Raw genomic sequence first — 25,729 nt, forward strand, 5'->3', positions numbered from 1 at the left:
TCCTGTTTGATTTACACACCACATATTTTCCTATTTTATAGATGGTATTCAACTAATTAAAATGTAAAATTGCAGCTTTATTCTAGTTAAACTCGCAATTACCTCAACATTTATTCTAGCTTTTCCCGGAAAAATAAATTTTTTTCGAACTTCATCGACTGAATATGTCAAAAATTTCTTTTTTTCTACTCGGTATTTTGAAAAATTTTCCTGTTCGTGCATGCCAAAAGTCCAATTGAATAACCCAATATGATTATATGGGTCACGTAATTAAAATTAAGTTAGTATCAACTTTCTTAGCAAAGCATTAGCAATTAATTGGATCTGTTTGGGGTGAATCTATTTTTATTTTAATAGATTGAGAACATTAAAGTTTACTGGAGGAGATTAGAAATGAAGAAGAGAAAAAGCTTTCCTTACCAAGTCCTTGCGACGACAACTTTAGCTTCAATGTTATTTGCATCAACTGGATTTGCTGAAGAAACAAACGAAAATCAAGTACCAGCTCCAAGTTTGGATGAAATTGTAAAACAGGGTCAAAAGATTTTTGCTGAGGAACAAAAGCAAGCAGCGGGAGAGGTTGTAGATCCATTAGGATATAAAGATTTAAAAAATGCCCAAGCTTATAAACCAACTGATAAAGTACGTGTAATTGTTGAAGTTGAGGAACCAACAACTACTGATACTTCTACTCAAACTAAAAAAACACGTTTTAAACAAAAGCAGGATCAAGTAATCTCACAAATTTCAAAGGAAAGATCGACTCCTAAAATTAAGCAACGTTTTTATGAAGGCTTTAATGGATTTAGTATGGAAACTGAATATCGTAATTTAAAGGATATTCAAGCAACTCCAGGTGTAACAAATGTACATATCGCAAGACAATACCAACCATCAATGGGAGCAAGTAAAGAATTAGTACAAGCTCAAAAAGTATGGCAAAGTTACGGATATCAAGGTGAAGGATTGTTAGTAGGGATTGTCGATACAGGAATCGATTACACACATAAAGATATGACGATCACTGAAAAAGGTAAAGCGAAAGAAAAGTGGACGAAAGATAATATTCAAAGCAAGCTTGATCAAACAAGTGTCGGTGATATTTGGTATAGCGACAAAGTTCCAACCGGTTATGACTGGGCAGATCATGATACAGATGTAATCCCGCATGGTGCAGGGAATGAACACGGTATGCACGTAGCTGGTACTGTTGGTGCAAATGGTGATGAATCGAATGATGGTGTTCAAGGTATTGCTCCAGGCGTACAGTTATTAGCAGAAAAAGTATTCTCTGATAAAGGAAACGGTGGTGCTTATGAAGATGATATCATAGCTGGTATTGAGCACGCTGTAACAATGGGTGCAGATGTTATTAATATGAGTTTAGGAACTGATTCTGGTTTTGTTAGTGAAGTAGATGATCCTATTCAAAAAGCGATTCGTGAAGCGACTGAGCAAGGTACACTTGTAATTGTCGCGGGAGGAAACTCTGCGTATAGTACACAAAATAATTTGTTACAATCTTCTGCAAAACCTTATGCCGAAAATCCTGATATTGGTACTGTTGGGGAACCAGGAGTAAGCCCTTATGCTATTTCAGTTGCATCATATGAGAATACAAGTATACATATGAGTACATTACAAGAAGAAAATGGAACGCAGCTTCCATACCGAGATCAATCACAATATAACTTTAATCTGTCTAAAGTTTTATCACCATTAGAATCTTATGAAATGGTCTATGTAGGAGAAGGTAAAACAGCAGATTTTAAAAATCTTCCTGATTTAACAGGCAAGATTGTCGTTGCAAAACCAAAGGTTAAGTATGGTACTTACTCTTATATTCAATCTGAAGCCCAGAAGAAGCATGCAAAAGCGGTTATCCTTGTTCCTCCAAATGAGGAGATTGATTATCCATACGTTTATTGGAGTCCTTACTCATTATACCCGCAAGCAGCTACGACAAGTAAAGCAATCGGTGATGCATTAATTTCGAAGTTAACTAGCGGTTATGTTGTAAAAATGAAACCGTCTAAAGGGGTATATGTTGATAATCCAGATAAGAATACGATGTCATATTTCTCATCTTATGGGGCTCCACATACACTAGACTTTAAGCCAGAAATATCAGCACCAGGTGGTAATATCTACTCTACAGTACCAGATAACGGGTATGAAGTTATGAGCGGTACGTCAATGGCATCACCACATGTTGCTGGTGGTTCAGCATTAGTATTGCAATCACTTTATGAAAAAGGATTAAAGCATTCAGAAGAAACGGCATTAAAAGCGAAGATTGCTTTAATGAATACTGCGAAATTAGTACAGGATCCTCGTACGAATAATGAAGTGCCGTATTCTCCACGCGTTCAAGGTTCTGGTTTAATGCAAATTCAAAATGCAATTAAAACACCGGTTATTGTTACGAGAAAAAATACACCACTTGAGCAGGCGGGAGCAGTTGCGTTAAAAGAAATTAAAAATGATCGTGCGGTCTTTAATTTAAATGTTGAATCGCTTCAAACAGAGAAAACGAAAGATGAATATGAGTACACTGTAAATGTTGACTTATTAACTGACGGAATTGAAACAAAACAATTTGACTTAGATTACGATGGTGCATTAGATACAAAAGACTATTTAACTTTAAAAAGTGAACATATTGAAGGTGCTTCTGTATACGTGAACGGCGAAAAATTATCTGGATCAGAAGGTGCAACATTAAAAATTAAATCTGGTCAGAAGAAAAACCTAAATGTTGAAATTCGTTTGCCTAGAACGATGAAGAAAAATGAATTTGTTGAAGGATTTGTGCATCTTGTACCAACAGGACAATATAGTGATTCTGCAGTACCTTTAACAGTACCTTACATGGGCTTTAATGGAGATTGGGATGAGCCTAAAAATATTGATCCGGCAGCATATGAAAAAGATGCATTCCTAGGCTATACGACGCTTTGGAATGATGAAATAGGAGCGGAAGGGGTATGGCCATTAGGTTATGATCCAAGAACAGGAAGATTTAATATGGATCGAATTGTCATGTCTCCTAATACTCCATTGAACGAAGTGTACGCATCATTTACAGTACTTCGTAATTTAGAGAAGGCAGAAATGTATATTGAAGACCAAAACGGTAAATTGATTCAATATTTAGGTGATTTTAGTGAATACACTGGGACTGGTCAACCTTGGAAATTCCGTAAAAATATTATGTCTTACAGAGACTATATGAACACTGGCTATTTCTGGGATTTAAAGGATAAAAATGGACAGTTAGTAAAGGATGGCACTTATAACTATGTCATTAAAACAACGCTTGATTATAATGGTGCGAAGCCACAAATCGTTAAACTTCCATTGCATATTGACTCAGTTGCGCCAGTAGTATCGGATATTAAGGTAACACCTAAAGATGGTCAATATGAAATATCCTTCAAAGCAACTGATAGTGGAAGTGGCTATAATGGAGCAATTGTTTGGTACAATGGTAAATATACTCCACTGCAACAAGGTGCAACATCAATTCTTGTAAAAGAAGAGCCAAAAAGCGTAGTCGTTTTAGGAGCAGATTATGCCCTAAACCATAGTTATACAGTTTGGGGAGATCCTTCTTATATTAATGAAGGAATGCTTGTTAGTTACTTCAATGTCTCTCCAAACAAAAACATAAATGCTAAAACTCCAGCAGGAATCAATGCATTTGCAAATAACGCTATAAATTGGAAAGTGTATGTTAAAGATGTAAATGGTAATGTAATTGATACTTTAAACGTGGAAAATCAAAATGAAATTCACTTGAAATGGACTCCAGAAGCTGATGTTCCAAACGGTACGTATTCAGTTTATGCTGATGCAACTAGTAAAGATGGATTTAAAGTAACAACTAAGCCACAAACAGTTACAGTACAGCAATAAAAATGCAAATAATAAAAGTGTAGGAAGAATTTTTCCTACACTTTTTCATTTTTATCAAGATTATTAATGTAGAAAGTACTAAAAACCAACTTTAATCGGGTTATTAATATGATTTTCTGAACATTTGGTCCATAATAGAGAATAGTAATAGTTTGTATGTTTTTTGCAGAAAGGTGTTTAGTAAATGAGGCATTTAACAATCTTATCAAAAATTGAAAATTACATGGATCGATTTACGCAAGCGGAAAAAAAAATCGCTGTATATATAATGGAGCATGCTGAAATAGTACCGAACTTAACGACTAAAGATATTTCTAATAATACTGGAGCTAGTGAAGCGAGTGTTGTTAGATTTTGTAAAACAATTGGAATCGGAAGTTTTAAAGCTTTTAAAATAGCTTTAGTTCGTGATTTGACTGTTGCTGAAATGAATATTAATGATTTTTCTGTAATGGATAAAACGGACACACCGTATGATTTATTTAATAAAGTAACATATGTAAATAAAGCTGCGATTGAAGCGACAGTATCAACTTTAGATAAAAGAGAATTAGAAAAAGCAACCGAAGAAATTGTAAAAGCAAAAAAGATCATATTTTACGGAGTGGGCGGGTCAGCTGTATCAGCAATGGACGGAGCATATAAATTTGGGAAAATTGGCTACCACGCTATTATGTCTCCGGATTTTCATATGGTGATCACTTTAGTAGGACATATGGAAGAGGGAGATATTTTTGTTGCTGTTTCTAATTCAGGTAAAACGAAAGATGTTTTAGAGCTGGCGCGCTTTGCTAAGAAAAGAGGAGCGACAATCATTGCAATCACTAAGTTAGGTAAATCTCCTTTATTTAAGGAAGCAGATATCAAACTTTGTACTCCAGATATGGAACAGGACAATCGAATTGGTAGTATAGCTTCTAAAATGGCACAGCAAAATATAATCGATTCATTATATGTAATTTGCTTTAACCGAATTGGAAACAAGGTATCAACTAAGCTACATGAGTATAGTGAAGAAGCAGGTAAATTAAGAAGATAAAAGTGAATATGGATGATGAAAGAAGATGAGCAAAAGTAAATTTTGACTTGTCTTCTTTTTTTCGACTAATAGAAGTAAATTGTCAAAATTTGAAGTGGGAATGTTATCCAAAATATTAATATTACATATTTTACAGCATCGAATGTATATTTTTAATATTTGTAATAATACTAAAGTGCTAAACTTCATAACTAGCATACTTTGAAAAAATGAGTCTAAAGACAGGGAAATTAAAGTGTCAAGTCATAATAACTGACGAATTTCGTCATTATTCTATATAAAAAAGTTAGAAAAATGTTAGAAAATAATGAAAATTGTTAGTATTTGATGAAAAATACCCTCTATAATTTAAAGAATTTTTAGAATATTATTAAAATGTACTTATGAAATTATTAAGGGGGACTTATTTTGAACAAATTTGTTTTATCAAGTTTCGCATCTGTGATGGTTGCAGGTACATTATTTTCTGGAATTCCATTAAAAACAGCATCATCTGAAAGCTTAAGTAAAGTGCATAGTCAATTGGCTAAGCATTCAAAAAGTACTTTAGATTTATCGTTAGTAAATGATGAAAAACTTTTAGCTGCATTAGTTAAACGTGGAGTTATTTCTGGAAATGCTTCTCAAGATCAGAAGCAGGCTGCATTACAGAATTATTTAGAGGTTAAAGGACAAGCTGATTTAGTAACAGAAAAAGATCCAATTGCTAGCAAAGCTAAAAAAGCAGAAACTGCTAAACATAAAGAGTTTAAAGATTTTAATAACGGATTATTACATGGAAATGGTAAGAAAAATGGTCAATTAAAGGGTAATCCTGATCCAGTTAAAGAGTCAGCTTCACCAGGTGTTCAGAAAAAAGGTAAACTTTTAACATTAATGGTAGAGTTTTCTAATCTTCCTCACAATAATATAAAGCCGTCAGAAACAGATAATTACTATAAAGATTACACTCCAGAACATTATGAAGATATGATTTTTGGTAAAGATGGTGTGAAAGGTCCAAACGGAGAAACATTCCTTTCACAAAAACAATATTACGAACAACAATCTGGTGGAACTTATACAGTTGATGGTAAAGCATATGGTTGGTTAAAGGTGCCAGGTACTGCTGAGTATTATGGAAAAGATTCTAAAACTGGTCATGATAATGTAACGCCAGGCGGATCAAAACAATTAGTAATCGATACATATAAGGCTGCATTAGCTGCAGGAATTCCTTTACAAGATTACGATTTAGAAGATCCACATGATTTAGATGGAGATGGAAACTACTGGGAGCCAGATGGATTAGTTGATCATCTTCAAATTATTCACTCAGGTATGGGACAAGAAGCTGGTGGTGGAGCACAAGGCGACAATGCAATTTGGTCACACCGTTCTGCTAAATATGTTGACGATACACCAGTACGTGGAGAAGGTTTACCAGGTTTCTACGACTACACAATGATGCCTGAAGACGGTGCAACGGGTGTATTCGCACACGAATATGGTCATGATTTAGGATTACCAGATGAGTACGATACAATTTACTCAGGTGCTGGTGAAGCGGTTGAATATTGGTCAATCATGTCAGCAGGTTCATGGGCTGGAAAAATTCCAGGAACAGAGCCAACTGGATTCTCACCTTGGGCAAAATCATATTTCCAATCAACTTTAGGTGGAAAATGGACTAACCCAACTGTTGTAAATTGGGAAGATGTATCGACAAAAGGTACTCAATTCTTATTAGACCAAGCAAATTCACCACTTGGACAAAACAACCAAGCTGTTCAAGTGAATTTACCGAAAAAAGTTTTACCTATTAACAAACCAGCTGCTGGCACTTATGAGTATTGGGGTGGACAAGCAGATGAAATGAATAACAGCATGGTTACTTCTGTAAATTTAACAGGAAAATCTTCAGCAACACTAACGTTTGATGCTTGGTACGATATGGAAGAACAATGGGATTTTGCATTTGTACAAGTTTCAACTGACAATGGTGCTACTTGGAAGTCTTTAGAGAATAGCCACACTAGAAGTGATGTAGTACCTGAAGGTTATCCAACGATTATAGACTCAATGCCTGGTTTCACTGGTAAATCAAATGGCTGGGAAGCACAAAGCTTTGATTTATCAAAATATGCAGGTCAAAAAATTCAGCTTCGCTTACGCTCTGCAACTGATTGGGGTACTTCGAACACTGGATTCTTCGCTGATAATATTAAAGTGGTAGCTGATGGTGCTACAGTTGTAGATGACGGTGCTGAAAATGCAACTTCTCCATTTACATTAAAAGGTTTCTCAAAATTCGATGGTAACAAATATGCAAATCATTACTACTTATTAGAATGGCGTAACCATAAAGGTGCTGACGAAGGTTTAGCTCATATTAAACGTGGAAACGATTTATTAAGCTATGATGGTGGTTTAGTAGTATGGTATGTTGATGATAGTTTTACAGAAAACTGGACAGGCGTTCACCCAGGTGATGGTTTCTTAGGTGTTGTTGACGCACATGATGATACGAATTTATTATGGAACTACGGTGATCAAGCAGTTTCACGCTACGCTGTTGCGGATGCAGCATTCGGATTAAATTCAACATCGGGTTATAATGTTGGTTATACAACTGGTGAAAAATTGATTTCTCCAAGTCAAGTAGGTATCTCATTATTTGATGATAACAAGGACTACAATAATAAGTTCTTACCAGATGCTGGTCGAAACATCGGACACTACGGCTTAAAAGTACGTGTTAATGGTCAATCTACTGATAAATCAGTTGGATCAATCGTAGTATATAAATAATATGAACTGAGAAAGGCAACTTATTGTTGCCTTTCTTTTTTTATGAATCTATTATAATTAAATTATTCCATTATTTGGATTTATTTGAAATTAAATTTCATTAATATAATGTATAATATTGACAAATAATTTCGAAAGATTAAAATGTAACCGAATAGTATTATTCTAATAGTAGGAAGAAGGAATGAGATTATGCTAGGGATATCAATCTATTTATCTGAAAAAAATATTGAAAAGAATAAAAAGTATATCGAAATAGCAAAGGAAAATGGATTTACTTCAATTTTTACCTCATTACACATACCGGAAGATGACCCTTCAACTTATAAAAATCTACTTCAAAACCTTGGTGCAGTGGCGATGAAAAATGAAGTCGAGCTTATGGCAGATATTTCAGCAAAATCACTTACCCATTTAGGGCTAGATTACTCAAACGTTAGTGAATTACTAAATTGGGGTGTTACTGGATTACGAGTTGATTACGGACTGGACGAAAAACAAATAGCAGACCTTTCAAAAAAAATGAAGATTGCACTAAATGCAAGTACACTAACACCCGCATTTTTAAATGAATTGCTTAAGCTTGGATTACAAACTGAAAACGTAGAAGCTTGGCATAATTTTTATCCGCGCCCCGAAACGGGATTATCAACAAATTATTTAATTGAAAAAAATAAATGGTTAAAAAGCTGTGGAATTTCAATAATGGCATTTATTCAAGGCGATGATGAAATGAGAGGGCCTTTGTTTAAAGGATTACCAACTTTGGAAAAGCATCGTGGAATGAATCCTCTACTTGCTTATTTAGAGTTAACTCAAGACTGCTATGTTGATAAAGTTTTAGTTGGCGATATTAGTATTAAAGAAGAAACGATGACTACTCTTTCAAAAATGAATGGTTTGATCGAGTTAAGATATAGACCATATTCACATGAAGAGGACATTCTTTCAATCGTTGAAAAGATTCATACAAATCGTGAAGATCCTGCGCGTGATGTTATTCGATCAATGGAATCTAGATTATACGGTAGTTTTAGTGAGACTAGTTTAAAGCCAGTAAATACGATTACACGAGATATGGGCACTGTTACAATTGACAATGAATTATATGGTAGATACGGAGGGGAGTTACAAATTATGCTTACTAATCTACCAAGTGATGAAAAGGTAAATGTGATAGGGAAGATTATTGAAGATGATCTATCATTATTGCAATTTATCGGAGCAGGTAAGAAATTTAAATTAAAAAGAGTATAAAATAGACATTGAATTGTCTACAAGAAAAGCGTGTTTAAAGTTAACACGCTTTTTGTGTAAAAATAGACTGAACATATTTAAAAGCGATATTATGTATATATAAAACTAATATTGAATGGTCGTGGATTAGTGATTGATAAGTATTATGATGATTTGTTGAATATAAAAACAGAGGGAGAGCAAAAAGGTTTTAATGCCTCATTTCATTATCATCGATATGAGGCAACACCTTATAGTGCTTTAGAGCAATTGTTTCAGCAATATTTGATTTCAAGCGACGATCGTGTAGTTGACTTTGGATGTGGTAAAGGAAGATTAAATTTCTATCTTAATAATAAATTTGATGCTACTGTTGTTGGAATTGAAATGAATGAAAAGTATTATAGTGAGGCCGTTGAGAATAAAGAACATTTCTTAAAGAAAAAAAGAATGAGCGAAGATAAAATTTTATTTTATTGCTGCTTGGCAGAAGATTATTCAATTGATCCATCTGATAATCGTTTTTATTTTTTTAATCCTTTTTCAATTCAAATTTTTAGGAGCATCATTAATAATATATTAATTTCAGTTGAACAATCAAAGAGAGAAATTGAAATTATTTTATATTATAGTTCTGACGATTATATTTACTTTTTAGAAAATCAAACTGCTTTTGAATTAAAACAAGAGATTATATTACCAGATATTTATAAACAAAATCCAAATGAACGGTTTTTAATTTATCGATTGGATTATTAAATTTTTAAGTTTCAAGGATATATTGGACCTAATGGAGAATTTTTACTGAAGTGGTTATTCAAAATAAAGAGTTGGAAGGAAGAGTTTAATTTGTATAAGATTAATCCTTTTTCAGAGTCATTTAAAAATACAAATCAACAATTAGTTGGTCACGGAGTTAGAAATATTCAAATACTAAAAGACGCATTAAATGAACTAGATGGAAATGAAGAAAGTGATGTGTATGGAGCAGGGAATTTTATTGAAGACTTCCAAAACAAAATGGCGGAGTTTTTAGGGAAAGAATCAGCGGTTTTTTTTCCTAGCGGTACAATGGCTCAGCAAATCGCTTTAAGAATTTGGTGTGATCAAAAAGGAATCAATAAAGTTGCTTATCACCCTCTATCTCATTTAGAAATTCATGAAGAAGATGGATTGAAAAAGTTACATAATATAGAGCCTATTTTACTGGCGGATAAAAGCCGCGTAATCGAATTAGAGGATGTTTTAGCAATGAATGAAGAAATCTCTTGTTTATTACTAGAACTGCCACAACGTGAAATCGGTGGACAATTACCATCATATGAAACACTTAAATCAATCTCATCATACTGCCGTGAAAAAGGAATTAAATTGCAGTTAGATGGTGCTAGATTAATGGAAATTCTACCATACTATAAAAAGACAGCTGCTGAAGTTTGTAGTTTATTTGATAGTGTTTATATGTCATTTTATAAAGGGATCGGAGGGGTTGCAGGAGCAATTCTTGCGGGGGATACTGACTTTATTAATGAATCAAAAGTTTGGAAAAGAAGACATGGTGGAGATTTAATTAGTCTTTATCCGTACATAATCAGTGCAAATGTTTATTTTGATCAAAGAGCAAATAAAATGGAACAATATTATCATAATGCAGTTGAACTAGCTGAATTGTTTAATAGCTGTCACGGAATTAATACAATACCACAAATACCAGTCTCAAATATGTTTCATGTTCACTATAATGCTCCACTTGAAAAAATTAAACAAATTATAATAGCTCTTCAGGAAGAAACAAAAATTGGGATTACTAGTAATTTAAGACCAGTTAATGAAGAAGTGTGTTATAGCGAAATTAGTATTGGTGACCAGTACTCAGCGATTTCTAAAGAAGATCTCCATAATGTATTTAAGAAATTAAATGAGGAAATGAAATCAATTTAAAGACGAGTTTTCATTAAACATAATAAAAGGAGCTTGATTACATGCAAAAAATTACAACGTTTTTAATGTTTGAAGGACAAGCAGAAGAGGCAATGAATTATTATATGTCAGTATTTAAAAATTCGGAAGTTGTAAACATCAAGCGCTATGGTGCAGACATGGGTGAGTTTGAAGGGAAAGTGATCCATGCTACCTTCACATTAAATGGCCAGGAATTTATGTGTATCGATAGTTCGGTAAAACACAAGTTTACGTTTACTCCATCCGTTTCATTATATGTGACGTGTGAAACGAATGACGAAATTGAGAATGCATACGAAAAATTAAGTAAAGATGGAGAAATTTTAATGCCATTACAAGCTTATCCATTCAGCGAAAAATTCGTGTGGGTAAATGATCAATTTGGTGTATCATGGCAATTAACGCTCGCTAAAAACTAAATAGTATTAAAAAATCGTGTCAGTAACAATGGCACGATTTTTTTATGCTCCTAATCGCATAATCTCATTTTATAAATTACAAACCATCTTGGTTAATTGTAGTGGCAAGCATAACAGTAGAATGTCATTTCACGAAGTTTACCAATGTTGCATAATTAAAAGACAACGATCTAAATATAACTGGAAAAGAGCTCAACAGTATAAAAATTGAGTTTATGATAACACTTGAGAAATACTAATATTTTTTGAAATATCCAGTTTAAAAAGAGCAGAATTATTGCAAACTTTTATTATATGAAATTTTATAAAAGGTGAGAAATTATCGATATGAATGAAGTTAATAAGATTATTGAAAAGGAATTTGATCAACAATTAATCAATAAATATGCGAGTTTAATGGCATTAGGTAATGGCTGCATAGGTTTACGATCTACTCATGAGGAAGAGTATGAAGGACAAATCAGGGGGATGTATGTAGCGGGCGTATACAATCAGTTATCTCCAAGTCAAACGACTAAGTTAGTGATTCTTCCTGATTTAGTTGGGATGGAAATTGAAATAAATGGTGATGTATTTTCGAATGCAACTGGCCAATTTTTATTTTATGACCGTAAATTAGATATGCTGACGGGCGAATTGATTAGAGAAGTAATTTGGAAAAATAAAGATGGTAATCGTTTCCACTTTTTGTTTCAGCGTTTCGTTTCAAAAGATGATTTACACTTACTTGCTTCAAAGCTTACCGTTACTGCTTTAGATTGCAATGCGATAATAAAAATAAAAACGGGTATTAATGCACAGTGCGTAAATCAAGAGAAAAATGAGCTGACAGAGGAATTAGTAAAAGTTTTTGATAAAAGAATTATGCAGGGTGTTTACCAGACAACGGAAAGTAAGTATAAAATTGCGATAGCAACCACTTTTGTTTCTCCAGATGAGAGTGAAGTATCATTTTTTACATTAAATAATCAACTTCTAGAGGCAGTTACACAAGAGCTAGTTGTAGATCATTCAGTTTGGTTTGAAAAAATTAGTTCAATTTATACTTCTAATGAGATGTTACGCGAAGATCCAGCCGCGGCCAGTGTAAATACAGTGCAGAAATATTTATCAGAGGGTTACGATAATTTGAGAAACAGTACGACAATCAAATGGCAGGACTTTTGGAAGCAAAAAAGAGTTGAAATTACGTCAAAGGACAAAGAGGATCAGTATGCACTAGATTTTTCCTTATATCATATTGAAGCAATGACACCAGCTCATGATGATCGGTTAAGTATAGGTTCTAGGGGATTAACAGGCGAAGGGAATAAAGGTCTCGTATATTGGGGGACAGAAATGTTTATCGCACCATTTCACTTATTTACTGAACCAGAGATTATGAAAAGATTACTACGATATCGCTATCACCATATTAAAGAAGCAAAGGTAAATGCAGCCCTCGCTGGTTATCAAGGTACTTTATTTCCTTGGGCAAGTGCTTTTTCAGGCAAAGAAGAAACACTTAAGGGTTCAGAGAATAATAAAGTCTCGGAAGATATTCAAGACCCTAAGCTGGCAAAAGGAAGTGTACATATTGTGGCAGATATTGCATTTGCTGTCGTGCAATACTATGAAAATACTCTAAATGAAGGCTTTATGGCTAAAGAAGGACTTGAACTACTTAAAGAAACGGCACGCTTTTGGGTGAGTAGGACAACAGATGTAAATGGTGATTTATTGATTAATAACGTAATTGGACCTGGTGGATTTACCGAGCTAGTCGATAATAATGCTTATACAAATTATATGGCTTTTTTTAATGTCCAGAATGCACTGAATTTTATGGGGAAATACAATGACCCTGATGCTGAATTACTACAAAAATGTACTGACTTTTTAAAGCGATTGTATTTGCCAAAACCTAATGATGAAAATATTATTCCACAGGACGATACATTTTTAGATCAACCTGAAATTGACTTAACGGAATATAAGCAGTCCATTGCTAGTCGTGAAATTCTATTAGATTACTCCCTAAAAGAACTAAATGAATTACAAGTTTTAAAGCAAGCTGATGTTGTGATGTTGCTTTATCTTTTTCCAGATTTATTTTCAACCGATATCGTTAAAAAGAATTTGGAATACTACGAGGAGCGTACTGTTCACGAGACTTCAATAAGTAATTTAGTTCATGCAATCGTTGCTGCGAGATGCGATTATATAGATGAAGCTTATCAATTATTTCAAGAAGGCTGTTTAATAGATCTAGGACCGAATCCAAATTCTTCGGATGAAGGAATTCACGCAGCATCTCTAGGTGCAAATTGGTTAGCGGCTATTTTTGGCTTTGCAAATATCTCAATGGATATAAACCGATTAAAGATTGAACCAAAACTACCTTCTAACTGGGATAAAATGAATTTCCAATTTTTATGGCAAGGAGCAAAACTCGAAATTATCATTGCTAAACGAACGATGACAATTACAAAACAATATGGTCCACCAGTATCTTTAGAAATAAATGGAGAAACATTTGATTTAACCGATAAGTTGAAGGTAGGGTTATAAGAAGCATGAAAGCAGGAAGCTTTTAATAAATCCTGCTTTTTATCTTTTTTTATTCTTCGTATAGTTCTAATGGTAATCCATCTGGATCTTGGAAAAAAGTGAATTTTTTATTTGTTAGTTCGTCAATGCGAATTGGTTCTACATATACATCATTTTGTTGTAAGTATTGAATACTTTCTTCAATATTGAGAACAGAAAAGGCTAAATGGCGTAACCCAGCTGCTTCTGGATTTGTTGGTCTTTTTGGAGGATTAGGGAATGAGAATAACTCAATTTGTCCATTATTTCCAATCTTTAAGTCTAATTTATAAGAGTTTCGTTCCTCGCGATACGTCTCTTTAATCAGCTTACAACCGAGTAAATTCATGTAAAAATGCTTTGATAATTCATAATTAGAGCAAATTATAGCGATATGGTGGATGCTCTTGATTTCCATATTAAATCTCCTTTTTGATTCAATTATTTAAACTTTTCCTAGTTTATCATGATAATTGAAAAAGGAATACATATATACGAGGACACTAAAGAGAATTAATAGGAAGGGAAATCATAAAGTCTTGTAGAACTAAAAAAAATAATGGGAGCAATCTCCCATTAAGCGTTTGAAAATTATCTTCTTCTCTTTTTATCATCTTTTGCTAAAATTTGTACTTTCTTAATAACTTCTAGTTCTACAATAACATTTACGTGCTTATCGTTTACCGGATTGACATTTAATACAGTGCCTTTCCGACCTTTAATATGGATCACGTCACCTGTGTTGGGGACATTTTTGAGCAGTTGGTTTAATAGTTCAACGTTTTTCTCAATATAATGAACTACAATCATATCGCTTCAACTCCTCTAATCATTCTATCTTTATACAATATTTAAATTTAATTAAAATAAGAACATTTTTTAGCTGATTATTTATCAATAAAAGGTCATATATTAAGGGCAGACAGTTAGTTCTGAATATCGTTAGAAACTACTTGTAACTCATTTTAATTTTAGGCATTTATTTTGATAATTTAAGAAAATAAACAGATTGAGAGGGAGCCAATGCGTAAAAAATTTATATCTATAATCGTAATCAGTATGCTTTTAGTAGGATGCAAGCATGGCGAAAAGTCTGTAAAAACGGTTAAAAATGAAGATAAAAGTCCACAGAATGAACATGTAATTGGTAAAGGTGAAGTTGATACGGTTTATGCTCCATTAAACGGATTACCTATTAGTCAAGTGAGTGAACAAAGACCAGTTGCAGTAATGGTCAATAATTACTACTTGGCTAGACCTCAAAGTGGATTAAGCAATGCAGATGTTGTTTATGAACTTTTAGCAGAAGGGGATATTACAAGATTTCTAGCAATTTTCCAAAGTGATATACCTGAGAAAATTGGGCCAGTCAGAAGTGCTAGAGATTATTACATTAATTTAGCAAATGGATATCATGCATTATTTATTTGTCACGGAAACAGTCCAAAAGCAAAACAAATGATGGATGCTGGAATGATTGACGCATTAAACGGATTGATCTATGATGGTACTTTATTTAAAAGAGATAAAACGCGAAAAGCACCTCATAATTCATATATTTTAAAAGAAGGTATTGAAAAAGGAGTTGCCCAAAGACATTACTCATACACAGAAAAAGTAACTCCATTAGACTTTACGCAAACAGACTTGGTTTTTGATAATTCATGGAAAAATACATCAGAGGTTTTTATAAGATACTCTCATGACGCTAGAAATAATGTAACTTACAAGTACTCGATTTCAACAAAAGAATTTCAGCGAATTCAAAACGGAATTGTAGCAAAGGATGCCTTGAATGGGAAAGAGCTACAAATTAAAAATATACTTGTCGTTGAAGCAAACCATAAAATAATAGATAGCTACGGTCGTCGCGCAATTGATATTGAAGACGGAGGAAAAGGTTATTATATTGTAGACGGAGAGTATATGAATATTGAATGGAAAAATGTAGATGGGCGAATCCTTCCTTATACACTAGACGGAACGGAAATAAAGTTAGCTCCTGGTCAAACTTGGATTAACTTTGTACCAGCTTTAAAGGATGTAACAATAAAATAGAGCGATTTTAAGCAGATGATTTTTAAAGTAACGGGTTCGGTTTAAGACTACAAAAATTGAATTAGAGTAATAAAAAGAGGTTCAAATCGCATCTGATTTGAACCTCTTATTTTTGTTGATATATAAAGGAAATAGATTGCTGAAATTGTTGAGGTGAGTTAAAAGAAGTTGATCAAACCAAAGAGCCATAATGCTGACAAAGTAGTTTGAGTACTTTCAGAACGAATAAGAGCCATAGTAAAACACTATGCTGTATATTGCGATGACAAGCAAACAATTTACTTTGAATGATATTAACTACTTACACTAAAAAGGCTCGTATATGCTAACTTTAAACTTTTAATTCTATGTAATGAGAAGTGCTTTTTATTTTTGATTAATATCAAAGGATATTCCAATAACAATAATAATATAATAAAATACGATATTAATTTATTGTAAAACAATAAATAATATGTTAAAGTCATTATGTCATTAAACAAGTGAGGTTTTTTAAATGAATGTTAAACGAGGTTCTGCCACTTTCTTAAGGGTCATTGTTTTTCTGGTTGGAATTGCAGTGCTTACTTTGTGCATTTATTGGATGCCTGTGTTAACAATTAAAGACTTAAAAGCGCATCCAGGTGGAGATTATTCGATATATCCCCTTTTAGTATGTGCGTATGGAGTCTGTATTACATTTTCTTTTGCGCTGTATCATGTATATAAACTATTAACCTTTATCGAAAGGAACAACGCTTTTTCTGAGTTATCTCTTAAATCTATGAAGATTATAAAAAAATGTGCTTTTACAGCCATTATCTTCATTGTGCTAATGATAATAAGCTTAAAAGTGATTTCTAAAATAACAGGAGATGATGCAGCAGGTCCTATATCACTTAGTCTGATGGGTATTTTAGCAACAAGTATCATCATAGCCATTGTGGACGTGCTTCAAAAGCCATTAAAACATTTCCTAGATAAAAAAGAGGTATAACTTTATTATTAATTTTTTCTCTATCATTGAGCACAAAAATGATAATGAAGCTCATTCATAATCAAAAAAGAAGTCAAAATATAAAAAAGCTGTTGGATTACGAAATCCACAGCTTTTTTTATTACCAATTTACTTATGATATTAATGTTTATACGTTAACGAATTAGGTTGTGAATTTTGATTTTGCACTTCAAAACCGAACTCGTTATTTTAAAGTTATCTGCTTTTTAATTTTTAAAAGGGTTTAGTGGCTCAATTAATAATAAATGTCGCTAGCAATACTAAGTTTGACCAAAAAAATCTACGATGTTACGATAAAAATTATTATTCGTTTATTTATAGCATGAAGGGGGGAGCGAGTGTGGCTGAAAAAATTGAAAACATCGGCTTAGTAGACGAGCGATATAAAAGTCTAAAAGCCGACTGTGAGAGCTGCTTTGGCTTATGCTGTGTTGCATTACCATTTGCTGCTTCGGCTGACTTTGCTAAAGATAAAATTGCTGGAAAACCATGTCATAATTTACAATCTGATTACCGATGTGGAGTTCATCATAATTTAAGAGAATTAGGTTACAAAGGATGTACTGTTTTTGATTGCTTTGGTGCGGGACAAAAAGTATCACAAGTAACCTTCAATGGAGACGATTGGCGACAAAACCCTGAATTAGCCAATGAGATGTATGAAGTTTTTCCGATTATGAAGCAGCTTCATGAAATGCTTTGGTATTTAAATGAAAGTCTGCTGCTTACTGCTGCAAGTGAGATCCATAATGACATAAAAACAATATTAGAAGAAACTGAAAAATTAACACATATGGACGCTAAGTTAATATTAAACTTAGATATTATACATCACCGTGCAGAAGTAAACGCTGTACTTTTACGTGCAAGTGAACTATCTAGGGCAGAGGCTTTAAGTAAATTTAAAAACAATAAGAAGCGTCAAAAAACTGGAAGAGGCTTAGACCTTATGGGTGCTAAATTAAAGAATGCAAATTTTATAGGTGCAAACTTAAGAGGATCCTATCTTATAGCTGCTGATTTAAGTAGTGCGGATTTAAGGGGAGCCGATTTAATTGGAGCAGACTTGCGAGATGCTAATTTGAGTGGGGCGGATCTTACGGGCAGTATTTTTCTAACCCAAGCTCAAATTAACTCTGCAAAAGGAGATTATCATACAAAATTACCAGTGACACTTAAAAGACCGTCTCATTGGTGAAACAAAAAAATGAACCTTTTAATGGTTCATTTTTTTGTTGTTCACATACCAGGTCATAGCAATGAAGTAGCCGATAAAAGGAGAAGTTCCATAACCGATAATCGGCACTGGGAAGTTTCCAAAAAAGCTTGAAAGAATGCAAATTGCTAAATAGGTCCCTAGACTAAACGATAATAATTTTGCATTGTTTGGTGGAATAAAGAAAAATGGCATTAGTAAAATTATAAGTGAGATAATCGCACTGATTAGCCATCCAATTCCCATATCCTTTACTAAACTTAAAATGTCCTCGACGTATGACACTGGCGCAAGGTTATCTAAATGAGACCAGCTATAGACTATTAAAAGTATAAAAATAATGAATAATAGTACTTGAGTCTTTTTATGTTTTTTCACACTTAATAATGAAATCGAGATCGCAATTGTAAAAGCAGTTAGTTGAGATGCATCTGGTTGCAAATATAGTAATAGTGTAAAAAATAGTATAAAACTAAAAGTGATCCAAATTGCTTTAGACTTCATTAAATTTGATAGATGTATGATTAATAATGGAAAGAATACGAAGGCGATATTAATCCTTACGGGACCAATTGCCAACCAACGATGTACACCTTGCAAACCTCCATCAAAGAAGGTTAATAATAGTAATATGAATATGCTTGTAATGACAATGATATTTGTCTTATTCTTTAAAGTTTTCGGACCTCGTAACAGAACTAAAAAAGAGATGATTCCTCCAACAATTGAAATAACAATATTTTGTCCGTATATGGATGGCGATACGTGATTATTGTTCATAGCAATTACACCAATGATCATAGCTGGTATTGTTAAGACGAGCGGTAATAAGTTTATTTTTTTTGAATTTAGCATCTTGTTCTAAAAGGCCTTCCTTTACGAAAAATTATCTTGTTCTGATGATTGTACATAACTTCTCTAATCCATCGGATAAGTCGTTTTCGCTAACAAGCGAATAACTAATACGAAGTGAAGCAACATCTGTTTTATTGTTATAACAAGCTACACCTGGCAAAAATGAAATATTTTCTTTATTAGCTTTTCTTAATAACTCAAAAATATCTAAATTCGATTCATGAAATGTCAGCCACAAATTAAAGCCACCATCAGGTATCCGGCAATCTAGTTGATCACTAAGTGAAGATAGTATGTTAACACTTGTATCACGTCGGATTTGTAGAGCAATTCGTAGTTTTTCAACGTGACTTCGCATTCGATCGGTTCGTAAAAATGGTAAAATCGCCTTTTGAGTTAGTAAAGGGCTTCCTACATCCATTGAAGCCTTTATTGCGAGTAGCCATTCTAAGACTGGTCCATTTGCCAGCAATGCAGCAATTCTAATACCGGGTGCTAACGTTTTACTGAAGCCTTTAATGTAGATGACATGATCTGATTGATCGTAATATTTAAGCGGAAAATATTGAATTGATTGCTCAAAATAAATATCACTAAATGAATCGTCTTCAAGAATAAAGAAATTAAAGCGTTGTGCTAGTACAATTAATTCTTTTCTTCGATCATTACTCATTGAAATTCCTGTTGGGTTTTGAAAGGCAGGGTTAACATAAATTAATTTTGGCATGAATTTAATGCACAAGTCTTCTACTAAATCTGATCGAATGCCCTCCTCATCCATCTCGACTGGTATTATATGAATCCCTTTATTTATAAAAATATCAAGTGCACCACCGTAGCACGGACTTTCTACGATAATTGAATCACCAGGTTTTAATAATGCTTGAGCGACTAAATCAATTCCTTGCTGTACTCCGCTTGTAATGATTAGATGATTAGCGCTACAGCGTATTTTTTGAAATTCAAATAAGTGATTAACGATTTCCGTTCTTAGTTCGAAATCTCCTTGAACAGGTCCGTAAGTTGTTAAAATAGAGGCATCATCTCTAAATAGCTTTTGCATTTCATCTGCTAAAAATTTATTAGGAAGTAGACGCGGGTAGACAACTGCTTTTGAAAAATCATATTTTAGCTGTTCTCTATTTATTAAATATTGGGACCTGACAATATTTATTCCTAAAGTCTGTTGCCAGTTAGAACTTGAATCTACTTGCAACGTTTTATTCAATTTCTTTCTTATAAATACCCCTTTACCCTGCTCTACCGTGACATAGCCGTGTGACTCTAACCATTTATAAGCCTTTCTAACTGTTAAAACGCTTATTGAAAGTTCATCAGCCAAAATCCGTAAAGATGGTAATTTCTCGTTAGGCATGAGTAGACCACTTTGAATGCTACCTGCAATCTGAGTACTTACTTGGAGATAAATCGGAACTGTTGATTTTTTATGGACTTGAATTTTCATCATTTCACCACTAGTTTTTAAATAATAAGTTATTAAAAAAAAGATCAATCGTCAATGGGAAAATAGCTAACTGTTATATGCTCTATTATACTGTTATACTCCCACTTTAATATAATACCTTTATCAAAGGGGTGATGAAATGATCATTATTAATTATTTGTTTATTTGTATTATTTTCGGTACAACTTTTCTTGCAATAAAATTTGGAATTGAGTCAGGGGTTTCACCTTTATTTTCAGCTGGCGTACGATTTACCTTAGCGGGATTGATCGTCATAACTTATTTTCTTCTTAAAGGGCAAAACGTGAAAAAATTTATTTTATCAAAGCGACTAATGTATATTGGATTTTGCTTAACCTTTATGACATTTTCAACACTATATTGGGCTGAGCAGTATATAACATCAGGGTTAGCTGCAGTTTTGTCTGCAACTGGTCCTATGATGATTTTACTTTTTCAATTAAAACGTAATAATAAGAGAATTGAACGTAAACAGTTAATAGCGTTAATAATGGCTTTTGCTGGTGTGATCTTCGTTTGTTTACCGGGGATTAGTCAACATATCTCTTACTTATGGGTTGCTGCTTGTGTGGCAGTATTAATAGGGGAAGCATTTTACGGATTAGGTTCTATTACATCAAAAGAAGTCTTAACGGATTTCAATAGTGTATCGCCGTTTTTAATCAATGCTTTTCAAATGCTATATGGTGGAATATTTCTTCTTCTATTTTCATTTGTAATAGAAAAACCGAATATTTCAATTTTAAGTTCTTGGGATGCACAGTGGCCTATATTGTACCTTATTTTTATAGGTTCAATTGGGGGACATGGTTTGTACAGCTGGTTACTGGCGAAAACGAACCCAGTCTTTCCATCAACATGGCTTTATGTATCCCCGCTAATTGCAAGTGTATTAGGATATTTCGTAATGGACGAACCAATTAAACCAATCATGGCCGTTGGTGGAATATTAATCTTATCCGGTGTATTCATTGCAAATTGGTCAACTTTTTCTATGTATAGAAAGCAAGGGAAGCTTTTTAAAAAAGAAGTGGATGTTTCAGAGTAATGTAAGACCTTATGATCACTTCATAAGGTTTTTTGTGTGATGCAAGATATAACAACAAAATAAGCTGGGGCCAATATTGAAAAATGCGAACATATTTTGAACAATATTGATAAAGTTGTGAACGGCGTTGATATAATGCTAAAGCCCGTTGATATATCGTTAATACCGGTTGATATAATACTAAATCTCGTTGATATATTGCGAAGTGGATCAAAAAGTAAGCAAAATATAATAAAAAACTGCAGAAAATCCACAAGGAATTAAATATCTCGCGGATTTTCTGCAGTTTAATTTGATTTTTGTACAAATGCCCAAATATAACCGTCTGGATCTCGTAAGCAAAATTCCTTATAGCCCCATGGTTGAACAGTAGGTTCTGTAATGACCTTTTCTCCATTTGAGAAATCTAATGGAGTCAATTCTTTTTCTACTATGTTTTCAAATAGTGGATCGACTTCTTTTACTATGAATTGAAAGACAGCATCTGTATTTGATTGTGTTTCTGTAGGATGAAGCATTACCTCACCATCTCCTACTTTAAACCAGTGCATATCTTCATGGCCCCTTAAATATTCAAATCCAACTTTTTCATACCAATTTTTAGAAGAGTTTGTGTCTTTACAAAAAATAACAATATCTAAAATTCCATTCATTTAAACAGCTCCTTAACTAGTATTGTGTTTACTGTATTAACTATTCTTTATGTAATGTATTCTTACCTTTTTATTAATGGATTAATAAATGTAGATTAGCTTACTTTTCTAAAAAACGTCAAAATTTCTAAAGAAATATACCCCCTTTACCGATATATAAATATAGAACAGTTTTTTAGCCGACTTTGGCAAAAAGGGTTGCTTTCGCCATAAGTCTTCTTTTTAGGCTGAGAAACTTCGAATATCGTCTCTAGTATAAATTTGCAAAGCAAGAGGGGGATCGAAAAAAAAACATTAAATTTTTTGAATTAGGAAGGAGGACGTTGCCTAATTGTTTGAAAAAATCATTACATCAAACTGGAAGTATGTATAGATTTCAATAAATTTATGGCAACGGGATTGTAAGATGCTTTTAAAACTATGGAATAATGTATTAAAAATAGGTATGATTTTATCTATTCTATCTAGTAGTCTATTTTTTGGAGTAAATAGTAGTAAAGCAGCTACTACACAAAGCGGCGTAGTTACTGCGGCTTCTTTAAATATGAGAACTGGACCAAGCACTGCCTATAGTAAAATCATGACCTTGAAAAAAGGAAATAAACTAACAATTACTGAAAGAAAAAATGGTTGGTATAAGTTTAAGTTTAGTAAAAAAATAGGCTGGGCATCAGCTAAGTATATTAAATTATTTAAAAAAACTCCAACTGCTCCAAAAGTTTTATTCTCTGGTGAAATAACTGCATCTTCACTAAACGTAAGAACAAGTCCTAGTGTTACGGGTAAGGTAATTACAACTCTAAAAAAAGGTACTAAAGTTTCAATCGTAGAAAAAAAATCTACTTGGTACAGAATAAATACAACCAAAGGATATGGATGGGTAAGTTCGGCGTATGTGATACAAATTGTTAACGAAGTAAAACCGCCTTCAACGAAACCACCAGAAGAGAGTAAACCGAATCCCCCAACAACAAAGCCACCAAGTGGAGACACTTCAGCAATCGATCAACAAGATAAAAGTGGACGAGTTACTACCTCATCTTTAAATGTAAGAACTGGCCCGGGAACTACGTATGAGTCAATAACAAGCATTAAAGTCGGTACTGTAGTTAAAATTAAAGCAGAAAAAGATGGATGGTATGAAATTGAAGCTGGTACGATTGTTGGGTGGGTTAGTGCGAAATATATCCAGCAAATAAGCGATGACGATATGAATTTAGAAAATTTTATTCTAGTTATTGATCCAGGGCATGGTGGAAGTGATCCTGGTGCAACATTTAAAACAAGTAGCGGGGAAATCTATAAAGAAAGTATGATTGTCTTATCTGTCTCTCAATTTTTAAACGATTATTTAGTGGAGCTACCGATCCAAACATATTTTACTCGTGAGTCTGACACATATCCAACATTAAATCAGCGTGTCGAATTTGCTAAATCCAAAAAGGCGAACGCATTTATTAGTATCCATATTAATGCATCTTCTTCGCATAATGGAAATGGAACAGAAACATATTATTATGGTGAATCAAAGACTTCTCCTACTAATTCGCCGACGAAATTAGAAGATAGTATGACACTTGCTGAAACTATTCAAAATAGACTAGTTGAAAAATTAGAGTTAAAGGATCGTGGTACTAAAAGCGGAAACTTTCAAGTAATTCGCGAATCAACGATGGCATCAATTTTAACTGAATTAGGCTATATAGATCATCCAACAGATAATGTAAAGCTAAGTAATGAGATTTGGCAGCAAGAAGCAGCTGAAGGGATTTATTTAGGAATACTAGATTACTTAAGTATTCAAGGATATAACGTAGATTCATATTATATAAACGATTAATAGGGCTCTCCAAAAGTCATTATATGACTAATGGAGAGTCCTTTTTTTAAAAAATTTTCATAGAATTTCTTAGAATTTGATGGGAATTGACAAAATTTTTCGGAAATGAAATCAAGTCAACTATCGTTATAATGAAATTGTAATCTTTGCTTAAAAGTTTAAGAAGTTAAAAAACAATAGAAAATAATTGGTAGGTGAGGAGAATGAACGCAGCATTATATAAAGAAATTGAATTGATATGTCGGAAGAAAGGCTGGACAAAAACGGATTTAGCTCAAAGGTCAGGTATACATATAAGTGAAATAAGTCGTCTTTTAAATCATAAACGTTCGGTTACACTTAAATATTTGGATGCTATTACAGAGGCTATTGAGTTAGAGGAAGGTGCACTTTATTCACATTTTGCTGAGGAATGTTTCAATGAAGAACAACTATTGGATAAGCGTAAAAGTGTACAGTTTTTGTTTAAGTGCTTTTTGAAAGGTTACGAGGAACATTGTCAAAGGTTGCTACAAATTATGACGACAGAGAAATCGGACACTGATCGGGCCAATTATTTGAATTACATTTTCTTCGTTGCTGAAGAGCTTTTTAAAGCAGGAGAAGAAGAAAAATCATTGCTATTGTATGAAATCATTATTGAAAATGATTCGAAAAATATTATGGAACTGTTGGCAATTAGTTATTTTCGGCGGTTTTACATTTTAAGGATGACTGATGACGCCCAGCATGCATTGACTGATGTGCTGGAATATCTATTTTGTATGCCAAAAAAAGTTATAAAAGAAGCCTACTTATGGATTGTTGCATTTTACTATTGGCGTGAGCGATGGGAAGAAGTACTTTATTATGCTGAGAGGTTAAGGAAGCTTGTTAAAGACGGTGAATATTATGGAAGAGCTCTCATGTATAAGAGCTTTGCATTAGCACGTCTTGGAGGAACGCTTGAAGAAATAATTGAACTAACCGACAGTTATGCTCAAGTAAATGATTATTTTGCAGATTTAGCGATTGGAAATCGACTTGCATCTTATTTGGATTATGGTTATTTAGAGTATGTAGATCAGTATCTTACATGGTTAGAAGATAGAGAGGATGTACATATTGGTTTACCAAAGGTGCTTGAGGCATATATTCATTTGAACCGTTTAGAGGATGCTAAAAAAATATTAGATTTATATGAGCACAAGATTGATGAGTTGGACGAAAGAGTGGAATCTTGGTTAAAACAAAAAGTATATTTGGAGTTTCGATATGCATATGCTTTGTTTCAGTGTGAAAGCTTACAATTTCCAAAAGGGTTAGATGAATTATTGGATGTAGCTTATGCAGCAAATCAAATAGGAAATTTGGAAAGATTTAATAAGTGCTTACTAGTTTACTGGAGATATAAACATCATGCGACTTCGGACCAAATAGATAAATATATACAATTATTAAGTATTGATGGGATTAAAGAGACTTCTTCACATAACTTTGCCTAGTCTATGTGGTTTAAAGAAATTGAAACTGTGGAATATAGATTAGAAGAATTAAAGTTTAGATAAAAAAATTAAAAAAAATACAATTTGACGTAATTTTCAGAAAATAAAATTATATCAAGTCTCAATATAATGAACTTATTAAGAAAAGAAAGTAGGGATA

General features: G+C 33.2%; 19 protein-coding genes. 14 read left to right on the forward strand and 5 right to left on the reverse strand.

Annotation, left to right across the window (positions count from 1 at the left end; genetic code table 11):
• The first annotated feature begins 393 nt into the window (after positions 1 to 393).
• From CN601_RS08225 to CN601_RS08260, 8 genes are all read left to right on the forward strand, one after another.
• On the forward strand, positions 394 to 3,918 hold the full coding sequence (locus CN601_RS08225; protein WP_098170750.1) for a S8 family serine peptidase: 3,525 nt from the start codon (positions 394 to 396) through the stop codon (positions 3,916 to 3,918).
• A 184-nt stretch (positions 3,919 to 4,102) separates the two neighbouring features.
• Complete coding sequence (locus CN601_RS08230) at positions 4,103 to 4,957, forward strand: MurR/RpiR family transcriptional regulator (RefSeq protein ID WP_098119298.1); 855 nt, start codon at positions 4,103 to 4,105, stop codon at positions 4,955 to 4,957.
• A 408-nt stretch (positions 4,958 to 5,365) separates the two neighbouring features.
• A complete protein-coding gene (locus CN601_RS08235; protein ID WP_098170751.1) occupies positions 5,366 to 7,747 on the forward strand; it encodes an immune inhibitor A domain-containing protein in 2,382 nt (793 codons plus the stop codon).
• Between the two features lie 192 nt (positions 7,748 to 7,939).
• On the forward strand, positions 7,940 to 9,004 hold the full coding sequence (locus CN601_RS08240) for a DUF871 domain-containing protein (RefSeq protein ID WP_098170752.1): 1,065 nt from the start codon (positions 7,940 to 7,942) through the stop codon (positions 9,002 to 9,004).
• Between the two features lie 129 nt (positions 9,005 to 9,133).
• Positions 9,134 to 9,742, forward strand: a complete 609-nt coding sequence (locus CN601_RS08245) for a methyltransferase (protein WP_098170753.1) — start codon at positions 9,134 to 9,136, stop codon at positions 9,740 to 9,742.
• Positions 9,743 to 9,832: 90 nt separating this feature from the next.
• On the forward strand, positions 9,833 to 10,924 hold the full coding sequence (locus CN601_RS08250) for a threonine aldolase family protein (RefSeq protein ID WP_098170754.1): 1,092 nt from the start codon (positions 9,833 to 9,835) through the stop codon (positions 10,922 to 10,924).
• 41 nt (positions 10,925 to 10,965) lie between these two features.
• Positions 10,966 to 11,364, forward strand: coding sequence for a VOC family protein (locus CN601_RS08255; protein WP_098170755.1), 399 nt, complete (start codon positions 10,966 to 10,968; stop codon positions 11,362 to 11,364).
• 327 nt (positions 11,365 to 11,691) lie between these two features.
• Positions 11,692 to 13,914, forward strand: a complete 2,223-nt coding sequence (locus CN601_RS08260) for a glycosyl hydrolase family 65 domain-containing protein (RefSeq protein ID WP_098170756.1) — start codon at positions 11,692 to 11,694, stop codon at positions 13,912 to 13,914.
• 49 nt (positions 13,915 to 13,963) lie between these two features.
• Here CN601_RS08260 and gloA2 read toward each other — a convergent pair whose 3' ends face one another.
• Positions 13,964 to 14,350, reverse strand: coding sequence for an SMU1112c/YaeR family gloxylase I-like metalloprotein (gene gloA2 / locus CN601_RS08265; protein WP_098170757.1), 387 nt, complete (start codon positions 14,348 to 14,350; stop codon positions 13,964 to 13,966).
• 173 nt (positions 14,351 to 14,523) lie between these two features.
• On the reverse strand, positions 14,524 to 14,742 hold the full coding sequence (locus CN601_RS08270; protein ID WP_098170758.1) for a hypothetical protein: 219 nt from the start codon (positions 14,740 to 14,742) through the stop codon (positions 14,524 to 14,526).
• Between the two features lie 213 nt (positions 14,743 to 14,955).
• Between CN601_RS08270 and CN601_RS08275 the strand changes: the two genes are divergently transcribed.
• From CN601_RS08275 to CN601_RS08285, 3 genes are all read left to right on the forward strand, one after another.
• The gene (locus tag CN601_RS08275) at positions 14,956 to 15,990 is read left to right on the forward strand and encodes a DUF3048 domain-containing protein (protein ID WP_098170759.1); all 1,035 of its coding nucleotides are present in this window, start codon (positions 14,956 to 14,958) and stop codon (positions 15,988 to 15,990) included.
• A 496-nt stretch (positions 15,991 to 16,486) separates the two neighbouring features.
• Complete coding sequence (locus CN601_RS08280) at positions 16,487 to 16,966, forward strand: DUF2975 domain-containing protein (RefSeq protein ID WP_098170760.1); 480 nt, start codon at positions 16,487 to 16,489, stop codon at positions 16,964 to 16,966.
• 343 nt (positions 16,967 to 17,309) lie between these two features.
• Positions 17,310 to 18,185 carry a pentapeptide repeat-containing protein gene (locus CN601_RS08285; protein WP_098170770.1) on the forward strand — a complete coding sequence of 292 codons (876 nt, stop codon included), beginning with the start codon at positions 17,310 to 17,312 and terminating at the stop codon, positions 18,183 to 18,185.
• 18 nt (positions 18,186 to 18,203) lie between these two features.
• Here CN601_RS08285 and CN601_RS08290 read toward each other — a convergent pair whose 3' ends face one another.
• A complete protein-coding gene (locus CN601_RS08290) occupies positions 18,204 to 19,058 on the reverse strand; it encodes an FtsW/RodA/SpoVE family cell cycle protein (protein ID WP_098170761.1) in 855 nt (284 codons plus the stop codon).
• Positions 19,059 to 19,089: 31 nt separating this feature from the next.
• Positions 19,090 to 20,523, reverse strand: a complete 1,434-nt coding sequence (gene pdxR, locus CN601_RS08295) for a MocR-like pyridoxine biosynthesis transcription factor PdxR (RefSeq protein ID WP_098170762.1) — start codon at positions 20,521 to 20,523, stop codon at positions 19,090 to 19,092.
• Between the two features lie 139 nt (positions 20,524 to 20,662).
• On the opposite strand from pdxR, the gene CN601_RS08300 reads away from it, so the two are divergent.
• Positions 20,663 to 21,592: a DMT family transporter gene (locus tag CN601_RS08300; RefSeq protein ID WP_098170763.1), complete on the forward strand. Its 930-nt coding sequence runs from the start codon at positions 20,663 to 20,665 to the stop codon at positions 21,590 to 21,592.
• A gap of 287 nt (positions 21,593 to 21,879) precedes the next feature.
• On the opposite strand, the gene CN601_RS08305 is transcribed toward CN601_RS08300, so the two are convergent.
• Positions 21,880 to 22,245 carry a VOC family protein gene (locus tag CN601_RS08305; RefSeq protein ID WP_098170764.1) on the reverse strand — a complete coding sequence of 122 codons (366 nt, stop codon included), beginning with the start codon at positions 22,243 to 22,245 and terminating at the stop codon, positions 21,880 to 21,882.
• A 406-nt stretch (positions 22,246 to 22,651) separates the two neighbouring features.
• On the opposite strand from CN601_RS08305, the gene CN601_RS08310 reads away from it, so the two are divergent.
• Entirely contained in the window at positions 22,652 to 24,085 is a 1,434-nt protein-coding gene (locus CN601_RS08310; RefSeq protein WP_098170765.1) for an N-acetylmuramoyl-L-alanine amidase family protein, read from the forward strand.
• Positions 24,086 to 24,288: 203 nt separating this feature from the next.
• Positions 24,289 to 25,569: a helix-turn-helix domain-containing protein gene (locus CN601_RS08315; protein ID WP_098170766.1), complete on the forward strand. Its 1,281-nt coding sequence runs from the start codon at positions 24,289 to 24,291 to the stop codon at positions 25,567 to 25,569.
• Positions 25,570 to 25,729: the final 160 nt, after the last annotated feature.

This window comes from Bacillus sp. AFS017336 (assembly GCF_002555445.1).
In the GTDB taxonomy this organism is placed as follows: domain Bacteria; phylum Bacillota; class Bacilli; order Bacillales; family Bacillaceae_G; genus Gottfriedia.